The sequence below is a fragment of the Planococcus sp. CAU13 genome, from assembly GCF_000775575.1.
Classification (GTDB): Bacteria; Bacillota; Bacilli; order Bacillales_A; family Planococcaceae; genus Planococcus.
In genome coordinates this window covers 1-15,909 of sequence record NZ_JRGN01000349.1, presented here as the reverse complement: position 1 = coordinate 15,909, position 15,909 = coordinate 1, and the positions used below count along the sequence as shown (strand labels likewise).

The 15,909-nt window shown below is 50.9% G+C and carries 14 protein-coding genes; 13 read left to right on the top strand and 1 reads right to left on the bottom strand.

Annotated features, from left to right (window positions below; translation table 11 throughout):
- Positions 1 to 115 precede the first annotated feature (115 nt).
- On the bottom strand, positions 116 to 649 hold the full coding sequence (locus tag KW93_RS16375) for a transcription repressor NadR (RefSeq protein ID WP_152602473.1): 534 nt from the start codon (positions 647 to 649) through the stop codon (positions 116 to 118).
- Between the two features lie 125 nt (positions 650 to 774).
- On the opposite strand from KW93_RS16375, the gene ruvA reads away from it, so the two are divergent.
- The 13 genes from ruvA (at position 775) to dtd (ending at position 15,840) form a co-directional block, all read left to right on the top strand.
- Positions 775 to 1,374, top strand: a complete 600-nt coding sequence (gene ruvA, locus KW93_RS16370) for a Holliday junction branch migration protein RuvA (protein ID WP_033544127.1) — start codon at positions 775 to 777, stop codon at positions 1,372 to 1,374.
- Positions 1,375 to 1,429: 55 nt separating this feature from the next.
- Complete coding sequence (ruvB, locus tag KW93_RS16365; RefSeq protein WP_033544126.1) at positions 1,430 to 2,428, top strand: Holliday junction branch migration DNA helicase RuvB; 999 nt, start codon at positions 1,430 to 1,432, stop codon at positions 2,426 to 2,428.
- Entirely contained in the window at positions 2,425 to 3,510 is a 1,086-nt protein-coding gene (gene queA / locus KW93_RS16360; RefSeq protein ID WP_033544125.1) for a tRNA preQ1(34) S-adenosylmethionine ribosyltransferase-isomerase QueA, read from the top strand. Before ruvB ends, queA begins: the two co-directional genes overlap by 4 nt.
- Positions 3,503 to 4,645, top strand: a complete 1,143-nt coding sequence (gene tgt / locus KW93_RS16355) for a tRNA guanosine(34) transglycosylase Tgt (RefSeq protein ID WP_033544124.1) — start codon at positions 3,503 to 3,505, stop codon at positions 4,643 to 4,645. Before queA ends, tgt begins: the two co-directional genes overlap by 8 nt.
- 36 nt (positions 4,646 to 4,681) lie before the next feature.
- A complete protein-coding gene (yajC, locus tag KW93_RS16350; protein WP_033544123.1) occupies positions 4,682 to 4,957 on the top strand; it encodes a preprotein translocase subunit YajC in 276 nt (91 codons plus the stop codon).
- A gap of 91 nt (positions 4,958 to 5,048) precedes the next feature.
- Positions 5,049 to 5,363, top strand: a complete 315-nt coding sequence (locus tag KW93_RS16345; protein ID WP_033544122.1) for a post-transcriptional regulator — start codon at positions 5,049 to 5,051, stop codon at positions 5,361 to 5,363.
- A 71-nt stretch (positions 5,364 to 5,434) separates the two neighbouring features.
- A complete protein-coding gene (gene secDF / locus KW93_RS16340) occupies positions 5,435 to 7,711 on the top strand; it encodes a protein translocase subunit SecDF (RefSeq protein WP_033544121.1) in 2,277 nt (758 codons plus the stop codon).
- Between the two features lie 79 nt (positions 7,712 to 7,790).
- Entirely contained in the window at positions 7,791 to 8,180 is a 390-nt protein-coding gene (locus KW93_RS16335) for a LapA family protein (protein WP_033544120.1), read from the top strand.
- 81 nt (positions 8,181 to 8,261) lie between these two features.
- On the top strand, positions 8,262 to 10,604 hold the full coding sequence (gene recJ / locus KW93_RS16330) for a single-stranded-DNA-specific exonuclease RecJ (RefSeq protein WP_033544119.1): 2,343 nt from the start codon (positions 8,262 to 8,264) through the stop codon (positions 10,602 to 10,604).
- Complete coding sequence (locus KW93_RS16325; RefSeq protein ID WP_033544118.1) at positions 10,595 to 11,107, top strand: adenine phosphoribosyltransferase; 513 nt, start codon at positions 10,595 to 10,597, stop codon at positions 11,105 to 11,107. The genes recJ and KW93_RS16325 overlap by 10 nt, the downstream gene beginning before the upstream one ends.
- 381 nt (positions 11,108 to 11,488) lie before the next feature.
- Positions 11,489 to 13,036, top strand: a complete 1,548-nt coding sequence (locus KW93_RS16320) for a glycosyl hydrolase family 28-related protein (protein ID WP_033544117.1) — start codon at positions 11,489 to 11,491, stop codon at positions 13,034 to 13,036.
- Between the two features lie 161 nt (positions 13,037 to 13,197).
- The gene (locus KW93_RS16315) at positions 13,198 to 15,390 is read left to right on the top strand and encodes a RelA/SpoT family protein (protein ID WP_033544116.1); all 2,193 of its coding nucleotides are present in this window, start codon (positions 13,198 to 13,200) and stop codon (positions 15,388 to 15,390) included.
- A gap of 9 nt (positions 15,391 to 15,399) precedes the next feature.
- Positions 15,400 to 15,840, top strand: coding sequence for a D-aminoacyl-tRNA deacylase (gene dtd, locus KW93_RS16310; RefSeq protein WP_033544115.1), 441 nt, complete (start codon positions 15,400 to 15,402; stop codon positions 15,838 to 15,840).
- The last annotated feature ends 69 nt before the right edge of the window (positions 15,841 to 15,909 follow it).

The following is a 15,909-nucleotide window of genomic DNA, read 5'->3' as shown; positions in this document are numbered from 1 at the left end:
TGCCGATCATAAACGTCGAAATCGCTGTTTTTCATTGTCCGGCTGAAGCTGTCAGCAATCAAAATAATGAAAAACCCGCAGATTTCGTATAAATCTACGGGTAAAACGCTAAAATCTATTCGATTTCCTCCAATAAATACCCGGCCGCACGCATATTGTGGATCGCCTCTTCCAGAATCGCGACGTTCGGAGCGGTGATGGTGTGGAGGTGCAGGCCGCCGGTCAGTTCCAGCAGGTAGCTGGCGCCGGTTTCGCGGATGCGCTGCATGAACGCATCAACATCGCTGCGGGATGACACGTGGATGCCCGCTGTCAGTTCGCCGTAAACAGGATGCTCGATCGTCACATCTTTGACGGTGACTCCGGCGTCGACAAGCACGTATAATTCATTTTCGGTATCTTCCGGTTTGTGGTGACAGGCCAGCACTCGGTAGATGTCGTCTGCGCCGGTTTCGCGCAAATACAGATAGCCCTGGCTGGTGGCGAGGATCGGTTCGCCTTTCGCTTTCAAAAGCGTCATATCTCCGACGATGACCTGGCGTGACACGCCGGTGAGCGCTGCCAGCTCTCCGCCTTTCAATGGTTCCGTAGTCGTTTTCAGTTTGTCCAGCAGCATCTGCCGGCGCTGTTCTCCTAAAATTTTCTGCACGAGAATCCCCCGTTTCATTTCATCATGGATCCATTTTACCACGGGGCGATTGCCAGCGGGTTTATTTCGTCTAAAGGGCCTGGATATGCTATAATCAGAGAGTTGAATTGAAGGAGCGAATTGATATGTACGATTACATAAAAGGGCGGGTTACGCGAGTGACGCCTGAGTATTTAGTGGTGGAGCAACAGGGAATCGGCTGGCGGATTTTTGCGCCGAATCCTTATTCGTTCGGTGAAGATGAGCTGCAGGTTTTCCTGCATCATCACGTGCGTGAAGATGCTCAGCTGCTGTTCGGATTTCCGACGCTTGAGCAGCGCGAACTTTTCCGCAAGCTGATTTCGGTGTCCGGCATCGGTCCGAAAGGCGCTTTGGCGATTCTTGCTAGCGGCCAGCCGCAGCACGTCATTGAGGCGATCGAGCGGGAAGATGAGTCGTATCTCGTCAAATTCCCGGGCGTCGGCAAGAAGACGGCGCGCCAGATGATCCTCGATCTGAAAGGCAAGCTGGCGGAATTCTTCGGCGACCCGTTTGAAGACAATGAAGAACTGGGCGGCCTCCTGACAGCCGAAGACAATGAACTCGAAGAGGCGATGCTCGCTCTCGGCGCACTGGGTTATTCGGAACGCGAAATCAATAAAGTCAAACCGATGCTCAAGGATCTGGATCTGAACACAGAGGGTTATATGAAGAAGGCATTGCAATTATTGCTGAAGCAGAATTAATTAACAGATACACATAAATAGAAATGCGATATAAACAAAAAAGGAGGTGCAGACCATGGAAGAACGGGTGATTGGAAGCGAGATTTCGGAATTCGATGAGCGTTTTGAGCAGTCATTGCGCCCGCAATACCTGGCCCAGTACATCGGGCAGCAGAAAGTGAAGCATAATCTTGAAATTTTCATCGAAGCGGCGAAAATGCGTGAGGAAAGCCTGGACCATGTGCTGCTCTACGGGCCTCCGGGACTCGGCAAGACGACGCTTGCCGCCGTCATCGCCAACGAAATGGCAGTCGGCGTCAAGATGACGAGCGGTCCGGCGATTGAACGGCCGGGAGACCTCGCGGCAATCGTGTCTTCGCTGGAACCGGGCGATGTGCTGTTCATCGATGAAATTCATCGCCTCAACCGGTCGATCGAAGAAGTGCTGTATCCAGCGATGGAAGATTTCTGCCTTGACATCGTCGTCGGCAAAGGACCGACGGCGCGTTCTGTGCGCCTTGATTTGCCGCCGTTTACACTGATCGGCGCCACTACGCGCGCAGGCGCACTGTCTGCTCCGCTGCGAGACCGGTTCGGTGTGCTCGCAAGGCTCGATTATTACGACACCGACGCGTTGACACAAATCGTCATCCGCAGCTCGAAACTGTTCGAAGCGGACATTGATCCGAACGCCGCTGTTGAAATTGCGCGCCGTTCGCGCGGCACACCGCGTATCGCGAACCGCCTGCTGAAGCGGGTGCGCGATTACGCGATGGTGCGCGGAACGGGCTCGATCACGATGGAAATGGCGAATCAGGCGCTTGAAATGCTGCAGGTCGATCCACTTGGCCTCGACCACATCGACCATAAATTGATCACCGGCATGATTTCGCGGTTCCGCGGAGGTCCCGTCGGACTCGATACGATTGCGGCAAGCATCGGCGAGGAATCGACGACGATCGAAGACGTCTACGAGCCGTATCTGCTGCAGATCGGTTTTATCCAGCGCACCCCAAGAGGGCGCACCGTAACTGCCACAGCCTATGAACACTTTAAAATGGAGATGCCTGAATGACAAAAACTACTCAACAACCCAATACGCTTAACGTTAATGATTTTGATTTTGACCTGCCGGAAGAATTGATTGCGCAGACACCTTTGCTTGACCGCACCTCAAGCCGGCTTTTGGTCATGAATAAAGAAACGGGCGACACCGAGCACAAACATTTCCGCGACATCCTCGATTACCTGCACGAAGGCGACACGCTTGTTTTGAACGATACACGCGTTCTGCCGGCGCGCCTCATGGGCGTCAAGGAAGAAACCGGTGCCAATATCGAAGTGCTTCTATTGAAACAAATCGAAGATGACGTGTGGGAAACGCTCGTCAAACCGGCGAAAAAAGTGAAAGTCGGCACAGTCGTAAGTTTCGGTGAAGGGCTGCTGCGTGCTGAATGCACCGGCATCCTGGACCACGGCGGGCGCCATTTCAAGATGATCTATGACGGGATTTTCTATGAAATCCTCGAAGGGCTTGGTGAAATGCCGCTGCCGCCTTATATCCGCGAAAAGCTGGATGATCAGGACCGCTACCAAACCGTGTTCGCGAAAGAACGCGGCAGCGCGGCGGCACCGACGGCGGGCCTTCATTTCACGGATGAGCTGCTTGAAAAGATTAAAGCTAAAGGCGTCAATATCGCCTTTATTACATTACATGTCGGCCTTGGAACATTCCGCCCGGTATCGGTCGAGTCGATCAAAGACCACGAAATGCACGCCGAATTTTACCGCATCACGAAAGAAACGGCAGAACTCATCAACCGGACGAAAGCGAGTGGCGGCCGCGTCATTTCAGTCGGCACCACGTCGACCCGTACGCTTGAATCCGTCGCGAATAAATTCGGCGGCGAGCTGCAGGAAGACAGCGGCTGGACGGATATTTTCATCTTTCCGGGTTACAAATTCAAGGCGATTGACGGTCTCATCACGAATTTCCACTTGCCGAAATCGACACTGGTGATGCTCGTGAGTGCCTTGTCGAACCGTGACCAAATTTTGAAAACATACAACGAAGCAGTTAATGAACGCTACCGGTTCTTCAGTTTTGGAGACGCCATGTTCATTGAACCACCGAAAAAGGAGACTCATCATGACTGAAGCAATCCGTTATGAACACATAAAAACATGCAGACAGACCGGCGCGCGCCTTGGAATTGTCCACACGCCGCACGGCTCATTTGAAACACCGGCGTTTATGCCGGTGGGCACACAGGCGACCGTCAAAACGATGTCCCCGGAAGAATTGAAAGCGATGAATGCCGGCATTATCCTCAGCAATACGTACCATTTATGGCTGCGCCCCGGCAATGACGTCATCAAGGAAGCGGGCGGCCTACACAAATTCATGAACTGGGACCGTCCGATTCTGACGGATTCCGGCGGTTTCCAGGTGTTCTCGCTGAGCGAATTCCGTAACATCAAAGAAGAAGGCGTCCATTTCCGCAATCATATGAACGGCGACAAACTGTTCCTGAGCCCGGAAAAAGCAATGGAAATCCAGAACGACCTCGGCTCTGACATTATGATGGCGTTTGACGAATGCCCGCCGTACCCGGCAACGCACGAATACATGAAATCAAGCGTCGAGCGCACATCGCGCTGGGCGGAACGCTGCCTCGAAGCGCATGCGCGCCCGCAGGACCAGGGATTGTTCGGCATCATTCAGGGCGGCGAGTTTGAAGACCTGCGCAAACAAAGTGCGCGGGATCTTGTGTCACTCGGTTTCCCGGGCTATGCAATCGGCGGACTTTCTGTCGGTGAACCGAAAGATGTCATGAACCGCGCACTTGAATTTACGACTCCCCTGATGCCGGCGGATAAACCCCGTTACCTGATGGGCGTCGGTTCACCGGATTCACTGATTGACGGAGCAATACGCGGCGTCGATATGTTCGACTGCGTATTGCCGACCCGCATTGCGCGGAATGGTACTTTGATGACGAGCACAGGCCGCATGAATATTAAAAACGCTGTTTTCAAACGCGATTTCCGTCCGATTGATGAGAAATGCGATTGCTATACATGCAAAAATTACAGTCGCGCCTATGTGAATCATTTAATTCGCGCAGATGAAACGTTCGGATTGCGACTTACCAGTTATCATAACCTGCAATTTCTGTTAAACTTAATGGAACAGGTGCGCCAAGCGATTCGTGAGGACCGCCTGGGAGATTTCCGCGAAGAGTTTTTTGAGGCATACGGCTTTAATAAACCGAACGCAAAGAATTTCTGATGACACAGATAGAGAGTGAAAGGGGGAATATGTAAAATGGAAACTTTAGTTGCTTTATCACCTTTACTTCTAATGTTCGTTTTGATGTGGTTCTTTATTATCCGCCCAGCACAGAAACGCCAGAAGGCTACGGCCAATATGCAGTCTGAGCTAAGACGCGGCGATCGTGTTGTTACGATCGGAGGACTTCATGGCCAGGTTGACGCTGTTGATGATACGACAATCTACATCACAGTGGCAGACGGCACTCGTTTGCAGTTCGAACGCCAGGCAATCGCCCGCGTTGTGGACCAAGCGAAAACAACAATCTAACAAATCTTCGCCTTCGAACTGAAGGCGATTTTTTTTAGAGATAATTCACGGAGTGTTCAAACAAATCAACCAAACCAAAGAGGGAAAACATATGCCGAAATATACAGAGCAATATGACGTCGTATTGCCGTTCCTGCAAAGTAAATGTGAGGAATTCCAGTTTTCTGATTACGACACATTTACTCCTGAAGATATTTGGCAATACCTGATCAAAAAGAAGTGGCGAAAAAAAGACATCGGGGACATGTCGCTCCATGAAATGGTCAACGAAATCATGGAAATGCGGGCTTCCGAATTTGTCGCCTTTCACCAGATAGAAGGCTTTAAAGGAGACAATTGGTTTTCCGGCGGGAACTCCGATGATCTCGAACAGCTGCTTCGGCCCACCCAGAAAAAGACAAAATGAATTTGACACGCAAAGGCGCGTGTTTCATAATGAAGTTGCTGTGTTTTGGATATTGAGGAGGAACTATACATATGAAAGCAAGAGGTCGTATAATAGCCTTTTTCTTACTGGTCATTGTACTGATAGGAATGATTGGCACCACAAGTTTACCGATCGCGAAAGACATCAAATTGGGATTGGATCTGCAGGGCGGCTTTGAAGTGCTCTATGAAGTGCAGCCGCTCGACGGCGGTCCGGAAATAACGAACGCGATCCTGTCCGACACCACCGATGCGCTGACGAACCGCATCAACGTCCTCGGTGTCAGCGAGCCGGTCATCCAGATCGAAGGAGATGACCGCATACGCGTGCAGCTGGCCGGCATCGAAGACCAGACTGAAGCACGGGAGCTCCTGTCGACGGAGGCGAACCTGACTTTCCGGGATGCTGACGATAATCTGCTGATGGATGGTTCTGACCTTGTGGAAGGCGGAGCCACCGGTACTTTTGATGAAAATGGCCGTCCAATCGTGTCGCTTGAATTGAAGGATCCCGGCCAGTTCGCTGACTTAACGGGTGAAATCATGCAGCGTCCACCGGGTGAAAACGTTCTCGTCATCTGGATGGACTTTGAAGAAGGTGTTGATTCCTATCGGGAAGAAGCCCTGAAAGCGGATCCGAAATTCGTTTCGGCTCCAAGTGTTACACAGCGCATCAATTCACCAAGCGTCCAGATCACCGGCTCATTCACTGTAGAGGAAACCCAGAACTTTGCAGGAATCCTGAATGCAGGGGCGCTGCCGGTTCAATTGGAAGAGATCTACTCCACTTCCGTCGGAGCCCAGTTCGGTGAAGAAGCGCTTGATAAAACTACTTTTGCGGCAGCTGTCGGAATTGGGCTTGTGCTCTTGTTCATGCTCATTTTCTACCGCTTCCCTGGAGCTATTGCAGTTGTCACGTTATCTGCATATGTCTACCTGATCCTGCTGATTTTCAATTGGATCGGCGGCGTGCTGACATTGCCGGGTATTGCAGCAATCATGCTGGGTGTCGGGATGGCGGTTGATGCCAATATCATCACGTACGAACGCATCCGTGAGGAGCTGCGTACAGGGAAATCCGTCAAAGAATCCTTCCAGATCGGAGCCCGTTCCGCGTTCTCGGCGATTCTGGATGCCAACGTGACGACGCTCCTTGCGGCAGGCGTATTGTTCTATTTCGGAACAAGTTCCGTAAAAGGATTTGCGACTTTATTGATCATCTCGATTCTTTCCAGTTTCCTGACAGCTGTATGGGGATCACGCCTGCTGCTCGGCCTTTGGGTCAACAGCGGTGTGCTGGACAATAAACCCGGATGGTTCGGCTTAAAACCGGATAAAATCCATTCACCTGCTGAAGAGAAAAAAATCACCGATTTGACGACGCCGTTCGACCGCTTTGATTTTGCGGGCAACCGCAATAAATTCTTTGCCGCGTCATTGGCATTGATAGCAGCCGGCGGCATCATCATCGGGATATTCCAGTTAAACCTTGGCATTGATTTTGCAGGGGGCACCCGGGTTGAAGTAACTTCCGAATCACCTCTCACGCAGCAGGAAGTGGAAGAGTTTCTGGAAGAGGCAGGATTCCCTTCTGAAAACGTAGTTATTTCAGGAGATGCATCCAATATCGGTGTAGCCCGTTACACGGATGATTTCTCACAGGAACAAATCGACGAATTAACACAGGCGGCGTCAGAAGAGTTTGGCCAGGTGCCGAACGTTTCCACGGTATCGAACCAGGTTTCCATTGAACTTGCGCAAAACGCATTGTATGCCCTTGCCATCGCTGCAGTCGGCATCATCATCTATGTGGCGTTCCGTTTCGAATGGCGCATGGGTGTAGCTTCCGTTGTCGCTTTGCTGCATGACGCGTTCTTCATAATCGCAGTGTTCAGCCTGCTGCGCCTTGAAGTGGACATCACCTTCATCGCCGCAGTATTGACGATCGTCGGTTATTCGATTAACGATACGATTGTCACATTTGACCGCATACGTGAAAATTTAAAAAACATGAAGAAAGTCGAGACCGTCGAGCAATTGGAAAATGTGGTCAACGTCTCACTTCGCCAGACGCTCGTCCGTTCAATCAACACTGTCATGACCGTATTGCTGGTCGTCGTTGCGCTGTTGATCTTCGGTGCACCGTCGATCACGAACTTCTCGATTGCACTTCTGATCGGTTTGATTGCCGGTACCTATTCATCCATCTTCATCGCCGCCCAGTTATGGCTGGTGCTGAAGAAGAAGGAATTGCTTAAAAAAGGGCCAATCGATATCGAAGCACAGGAACAGAAAAACAAATGGGGTTCTGATGAGCCTGTAGTCTAAGTTTATAAAGGAAATGGAACAGGGTATAGTAAAAACGACCCTGTTCCATTTTTTTATTTACTGAAAGGAGTTGGCCAAATTGAAAATGCAATGGCTCATATTGCTTGCACTCATTTTTGCAGTCATCATCGCAGTTTTCGCTGTCGTCAACGTGGACGCTGTGCCGGTCGATTATATTTTCGGCCAGGCGGAATTCCCGCTGATTCTGGTCATTCTTGCTTCGGCCCTGCTTGGATTCCTGCTGAGCGGAGTAGTGGCGATTGCGCGAACCTATTCGCTTCAGCGCAAAGTCAAAGCGCTCCAAAAGGAGATGGCGGTCAAGGAATCGCTGATTGCCACACAGCAAAATGAAATTGCCGAGTATCAGCAGGCGGGCGTCATACCGGAAGCGCAAATCGTCACAAGTGAAGAAAAGCCTGTGTCCACGCGGACGGATGAATATCGCGACAATCAAAAAGACCAATTGTAAAAGAAACCTTTCGGCATTTGCGCCGAAAGGTTTTTGTCTGCCATCATTTCTTGTATAATGGGCTGTGAGGAAGTGAATGATATGATAGAATCCAAAAAAAGATGGCGGCTGACAGAGCCCGATGAAGAAGCTGTACGGGAAATTCAGCAGCAATTATCCCTTTCTTCCGTGCTGGCGAAAATCCTTGTAACCCGAGGCGTCCGCACTGCCGAAGAAGCCCGAGCATTTATGGCGACGGATGTTTCTGCCATACATAACCCTTATTTGATGAAAGACATGGATAAAGCTGTGGCACGCATCCGCAGCGCAGTGGAAAATCAGGAAAAAATAATCGTATATGGTGACTATGATGCGGACGGTGTGACGAGCACCGCCGTCATGATGACCGTTTTGCAGGATTTGGGAGCCGATGTTTCATTCATGATCCCAAATCGTTTTAAACATGGTTACGGGCCGAATAAAGAATTATTCCAGCAGGCGCACGATAAAGGTGCGAAACTGATCGTAACGGTCGATAACGGCATTTCGGGCATTGAACCCGTCGATTTTGCGGTCGGCCTTGGCATGGACGTCATCATCAGCGATCACCATGATATCGGCGATGAATTGCCGAATGCACTGGCAATCATCCATCCGCGCCACCCGGAAGGAAATTATCCGTTCGGGGAACTGGCGGGCGTCGGTGTTGCGTTCAAAATGGCGCACGCGCTATATGAAGAAATGCCGGATCATCTGCTGGAGCTTGTTGCCATCGGTACCATCGCGGATCTTGTGCCGATGCACGGCGAAAACCGGGTTCTGGTGAAAGAGGGGCTGCAGGCGCTGCGCGATACGCCGCGTCCCGCAATCGGCGCTCTGGCGGAAGTGGCCGGCGTCAAACAGCAGGAAATCAATGAAGAAACAATCGGCTTCATGTTCGGGCCGCGCATCAACGCCATCGGACGCCTGCAGGACGCCGACCCGGCAGTGGACATGCTGCTGACGGAAGACGCTGCCCAGGCGCGTTCTCTGGCGGACGGTCTGGATGTGCTCAATAAAGAACGCCAGTCAATCGTCAAACAGATCGCTGACGAAGCGACAGCCCAGGTGGAGTCGCAGTATCCGGATGGGCCGCCGCATGTCATCATCGTTGCACAGCAAGGCTGGAATCCGGGTGTCGTCGGAATCGTGGCATCGAAACTGGTCGAGAAATACTACCGTCCGGCCATCGTCCTGGCGCTGGACCCGAAAACGGGCAAGGCAAAAGGATCGGCGCGCAGCATCGAAGGCTTCCATTTATATAACGAACTGGCTGAAAACCGCGACATCCTGCCGGCATTCGGCGGACACCCGATGGCTGCCGGCATGACACTTGAAGCCGCCGATGTAGCGGAGCTTCGTGAGCGGCTGAACCGCCAGGCTGAAACTTGTCTGACGGCGGAAGACCTCGTGCCGGTCGTCGATATCGACATACCGGTGGAACTTGAGGAAATCAATACCGAAACCATAGAATCGATGCGCTTTCTCGCACCGTTCGGCATGGGCTTTGCCAAGCCGAAATTCTATATCCAGGGTGTCAAAGTGGCCTCCATCCGCAAAATCGGAGCGGCACAGAATCACCTGAAAGTGGAATTGGCGTCGGCCGGGGCATCTCTTGACGCCGTCGGTTTCGGAATCGGCGAAATCGGTGATCAATTGACGCCGGATGTATTGATTGATGTCATCGGTGATTTGCAGATCAATGAATGGAATGGCCGCAAAAAAGCACAGATGCTCATTGAAGATATCCGCACCGACCAGTGGCAGCTGTTTGATATCCGCGGCATCCGCCAGGTTTCGCGCTGGTCAAAACTGATACCGGAAAGGGATCAGGTATATCTGGCGTTCAATCCAGAAACCTTGGCTGTCTTCAGGACGCTGATCCAGCATCCGATCCATACGATTGAAACTCTCAAAGAAACAGCGGGATGCAAACACCACCTTGTGCTGCTCGACCTGCCGGAATCCGAAGAGCAACTGGAGAGCGTTTTGAAAGAACTGAATCCGAAACGCATCTACGCGCATTTCTATGCCAAGGAATCGCAGTATTTCGAGCAGATTCCGACGCGCGATCAATTTGCATGGCTCTTTTCTTTCATTAAAAAAAGAGGCTCATTCGATTTCAAGAAACATTGCGACGAACTTGCGAAACATAAAGGCTGGACACGGGATTCATTATTTTTCATGTTGCAGGTGTTTTTTGAACTCGGTTTTGTTACACTTAACAATGGACTTACAGAGATTGCGGAATCTCCGGGCAAACGCGATCTGGCGGAAGCGCCGAGCTACAAGAAGCGTGAGCACCAGATTGCCCTGGAACAGAAACTTCTGTATGCATCTTATCGGGACTTAAAAGAGTGGTTTGACGCGAAAGTGTCTGCCAAGGAGGAACAGGTATGGATTTAAAAGAGTATATTACGATAGTTGAAGACTGGCCAAAACCGGGAATCCGTTTCAAGGACATCACGTCTCTGATGGATAACGGCGAAGCCTATAAATATGCGACCGACCAGATTGTCGAATATGCGAAACAAGTGGACGCAGACATCATCGTCGGACCGGAAGCACGCGGATTCATCATCGGCTGCCCGGTCGCCTATGCACTCGGTCTCGGTTTTGCACCGGTCCGCAAAGAAGGTAAATTGCCGCGTGAAGTGATCCGTGCGGAATACGGCCTGGAATACGGCAAGGACGTGCTGACGATGCACAAGGATGCCATCAAACCGGGGCAGCGCGTATTGATCACCGATGATTTGCTTGCTACCGGCGGAACAATCGAAGCAACAATCAATCTTGTGGAACAGCTTGGCGGAATCGTTGCCGGCTGCGCATTCCTGATTGAGTTGACGTATTTGGACGGCCGTGAAAAATTGAACGGCTATGATGTTTGTACATTATTGAAATATTGATGGAGTAAAGACGGCCCGGAGCGCAGATTGCGTTTTGGACCGTTTTTTTGTTTGTGGTGAGGAAGTAAGGGAACACTGCGGCTGGAAATATTTTCTTCAAAGTTTTGATTAATATTTTTATTTCAATCAAGCAGAGATTTATGCGCGGGAGAGGAAAGTTTGTGCGCGGGAAACGATGATTTATGCGCGGAAAGCGACCCGTTGTGCGCAAGAAGGTAATTATTTGATGTTTTAACACACGGCCGAAACGGAATAAACATAAAGAATTTATTTATGTAAAATATTTCCTTGAGGATTAATTTCATCTCTGCACATCTAAAAAAGAATGTTTTATTCCTGAGCGGGTATGGAATGAAAAAGCGAATATGAAGAGGTGCTGACATGCTGAAGTGGGACGACAATCATTATCCGATTAATAATGGCCGGCTGATCGAAGGGCTGCTGGAATCGAATGAGACGCTCGAAACGATTATAAAAGAGACACAGAATTTATTCGCAGAAATCCGGCAGCCCGTGCGCCCAAAAAGCGGCAGCCGAAGCAGGACATTACTGGAGCGTTTATGGGCACCGATTTCCGAAGAGTTTGTTGCTGAAGATGTAACCGAAATCGGATTTCAAGCAGACGGCCACAACATTTACCCCGCCTGGAAAGATGAACTCGACCGCCAGTACGACCGGCTGCAGGAAGTGGCCCCGCGATTCGTCCCGGTGACGAATTTCGGCGCGCGCGGCGACGGCAAGACCGATTCGACCGAAGCGTTTCAAAAAGCGTTCGGCACGGGCGGCCGGCGGATTTATGTACCGGAAGGCGTCTACATAGTGAGGGGTCTGAAGCTTCCGTCGTGGACGCGACTCGTCGGAGCGGGAAAAGGCAAAACGATCATCCGGCTGCACGACGGCGCGCCGAGGCGCAGAACGCTGCTCACCAATAATAATCCGCTCACCGGCAACCGCAATATTTCGGTGGAAAGTCTGACGCTCGACTGGAATATGGAGCGGCTGGACGCCAATAAAAAATCGGCGAGCGGCAATAATCTGTCGAGCTGTCTGACATTTATGAAAGTGATGTACGGCTGGGTGAAAGATGTCGAAGCGCTCAATCCCGGGCTTCACTGCTTTGATATTTCCTCCACATTCTACAGCTATGCAGGAGACGGCACAAAGGCAAAAGGCGGCAGCAGCTATGTCTGGCTCGACCGGGTCACGGGATCCGGTTTTGGCGACGATGGGGTGACAACGCATCACAGCGACCATATCTTCATATCGAACAGCCATTTCTGCGATCCGGGCGGGCGATCCCATAAAAGGGGCTTCTCGAACTCGAACGGCTTTGAAATTGATGACGGTTCGCGGCATGTATGGCTCGCCAACAACTCGAGCAGCCGCTGTTTCGGCGGAGTGGAGATCAAAGCGCATGCCACATCTTCTGCAGCTGCGGGCGTCCATATTTCCGGTCATCTGTCGGTGAACGATAACCGCGCATTCAATTTCCGCCATATCGGCCACCATCAGCCGGGCGATGCGGAATCGCTGTCGGCGTATAATATAACTGCGCAAAGGCTGGTAGCGATTCATCCGATAAGGACAGAGCTATACCAGGAATCTTCTCCTCGCGCATTGGTTGTCTCCGGCTACCGCAATGTGGCGATAAACCAGTTTTTATTCGCAGGGGATCCGAATTATGATTACCGGGGGCAGACAGCGGCGTCGATTCAGTTTCGCGCCGGAAATGTCGCGCTGGCAAACGGCCGGATACAGGGATTCAAAAATGCGGCAACGGACATTTCAGTCTCATCGGGCGAGAAAAATGTGCGCAATGTGCTGGTGAGAAATGTTTACTCCTATAATTCCGCAACTGAGCTCATTCGGTTGGGTGCAGATGACTCAACCATAAAGCTCGAACAGATGGTGAAAGCGGAAAGAGCATAGATTATGCCCAGTTTCGTTGTGATTCTCCATATTTGCCAGTTCCTGTTAGAAGTTTCCGTTTTATTGCTTCAGTACAGGTGAACCGGCTTTACAAGTTGCCCTAATGTTTTCTATAATATACAGATATACTTTTCGAAAAAAGAGGAGCAAGGTGGGCAATTATGGCGAAAGACCAAGTTAAGACAGCTGAAGTTGTATTTGATATTGTCGCTTCGTATATGAACAAAGAAAATGTTGAAATGATCCGAAGAGCATATCATGTAGCATATGATGCCCATATGGGACAATTCCGCAAATCCGGTGAGCCATATATCGTTCATCCGGTACAGGTTGCCGGGATTCTCGCAGAACTGGAAATGGATCCCGCTACAGTGGCAGCTGGTTTTTTGCACGATGTCGTGGAAGATACGACAGTCAGCCGGGAAGACATCGTCCGTGAATTTGATGAAGAAGTCGCTTTGCTCGTCGATGGCGTAACGAAGCTCAGCAAGATCAAATACATGTCGAAAGAAGAGCAGCAGGCGGAAAATCACCGCAAAATGTTTGTCGCGATGGCGCAGGATATCCGCGTCATCCTGATCAAACTGGCCGACCGCCTGCACAATCTCCGGACGCTGAAATACCAGTCGATTGAAAAGCAGCGCATCAAAGCGAATGAAACACTGGAGATTTTCGCACCGATTGCGCATCGCCTCGGTATCAATACCATCAAATGGGAGCTTGAAGATACGGCTCTCCGGTATCTGAACCCGCAGCAATATTACCGCATCGTCAATCTTATGAAGAAAAAGCGCACCGAGCGGGAAGAGTACCTGAACAATGTGATGGACCAGATCCGCGTACAGCTGGATGAAGTGGATATCAAAGCGGATCTTTTTGGCCGTCCGAAGCACATCTACAGCATCTATAAAAAAATGGCTGTGCAGAACAAGCAATTCAATGAAATCTATGATTTATTGGCAGTGCGCATCACGGTTGAAAGCATCAAGGACTGCTACGCCGTTCTGGGGATCATCCATTCGACATGGAAGCCGATGCCGGGCCGCTTCAAGGATTATATCGCCATGCCGAAGCAGAATCTGTACCAGTCGCTGCATACGACCGTCATCGGACCACAGGGTGATCCGCTGGAAGTGCAGATCCGCACCGAAGAAATGCACCGCATCGCCGAATACGGGGTGGCGGCACACTGGGCTTATAAGGAAGGGAAAACTTCCGATAAACCTTTGAGCTCCGTGGATTCACGGTTGTCATGGTTCCGTGAGATCCTTGATTTCCAGAACGAATCCGACAATGCCGAAGAGTTTATGGAATCACTGAAATTCGATTTGTTTTCCGATATGGTCTATGTGTTCTCGCCAAAAGGCGACGTCATTGAAATGCCTGCCGGCTCCTGCCCGATCGATTTTGCCTACCGCGTGCATTCCGAAATCGGCAACCGGACCATCGGCGCCAAAGTGAACGGCAAGATGGTGCCGCTTGATACCCAGCTGAACACCGGGGACATCGTCGAAATCCTCACGTCCAAGCAATCGTTCGGCCCAAGCCGCGACTGGCTGAAGATCGCCAAGTCAACGCAGGCAAAAAATAAAATCAAGCAGTATTTCAAAAAGCAATTGCGTGAAGACAATGTTCAAAAAGGCAAGGAAATGGTTGAGCGTGAAATCAAAGCGCAGGATTTCGTGCCGAAAGAAATTCTCACCAATGAAAACATTAAACGCGTCTGCGAAAAATTCAATTTCGCCGGCGAAGATGATATGTATGCGGCTGTCGGATTTACCGGTATCACTGCGCAGCAGGTCGTCAACCGCCTTGCCGAAAAAGAGCGCAAAAAACGCGAGCAGGAAGAAGCTCTTGAAAAAATAACGGTTGAGATGAAAACGAACCAGCCGCGCAGACAGACCGAATCGGGTGTCATTGTCCGAGGCATCGACAACATGATGATCCGTCTGTCGAAATGCTGCAACCCGGTGCCGGGCGATTCCATCATCGGCTTTATCACAAAAGGGCGGGGCGTCTCGGTCCACCGCGCCGACTGTCCGAACGTCCAGGCGAATGAAACCGACCGCCTCATTCCGGTTGAATGGGAAAACGCAGAAACGCCGGAAAACAAATCGTATCAGATCGATATCGAAGTGGAAGCGTTCGACCGCGTCGGCCTCATCAATGAAGTCATGCACATGGTCAGCGAAACGAAAACGACGATTGTCGCTGTCAACGGCCGTGTCGATACGGATAAAATGGCGACCATCAATCTGTCGATCATGATTCCGCACATTTCTCATCTCAACCGGGTGGTGGAGCGGATCAAACAATTGCCGGATGTTTATTCGGTACACCGTGTCACGAACTGAGGAGGAGCCATGCGAGTCATTCTGCAACGAAGCAAAAAAGCATCCGTGACCGTCGGCGGCAGCGTCACCGGAGCAATCGACTCCGGCTATGTGCTGCTCGTCGGGATCACGCATGAAGATACTGAAAAAGACGCCGATTACTGCGCGCGGAAAATTGCGCAGATGCGGCTGTTCGAAGACGAAGAAGGCAAGATGAACCGCTCGATTTTTGGCAGAGGCGGCGCGGTCCTGTCCATTTCCCAATTCACACTTTATGGCGATATCCGCAAAGGGCGGCGTCCGAGCTTTATCGAAGCCGCGCGTCCTGAGCACGCTGAACCGTTATGGAATTATTTCAACGAGGCGCTTCGAAATGAAGGGCTGCGTGTTGAAGAAGGCGTATTCGGCGCCATGATGGACGTCAAATTGGTGAACGACGGACCGGTGACGATGATTGTTGAATCGAAATAGGTTTGAAAGGCGCGGAGAGCGATTTGCTCCGCGTTTTTTTTCGTCACTTTTCAGCAACCGCAACTAAAT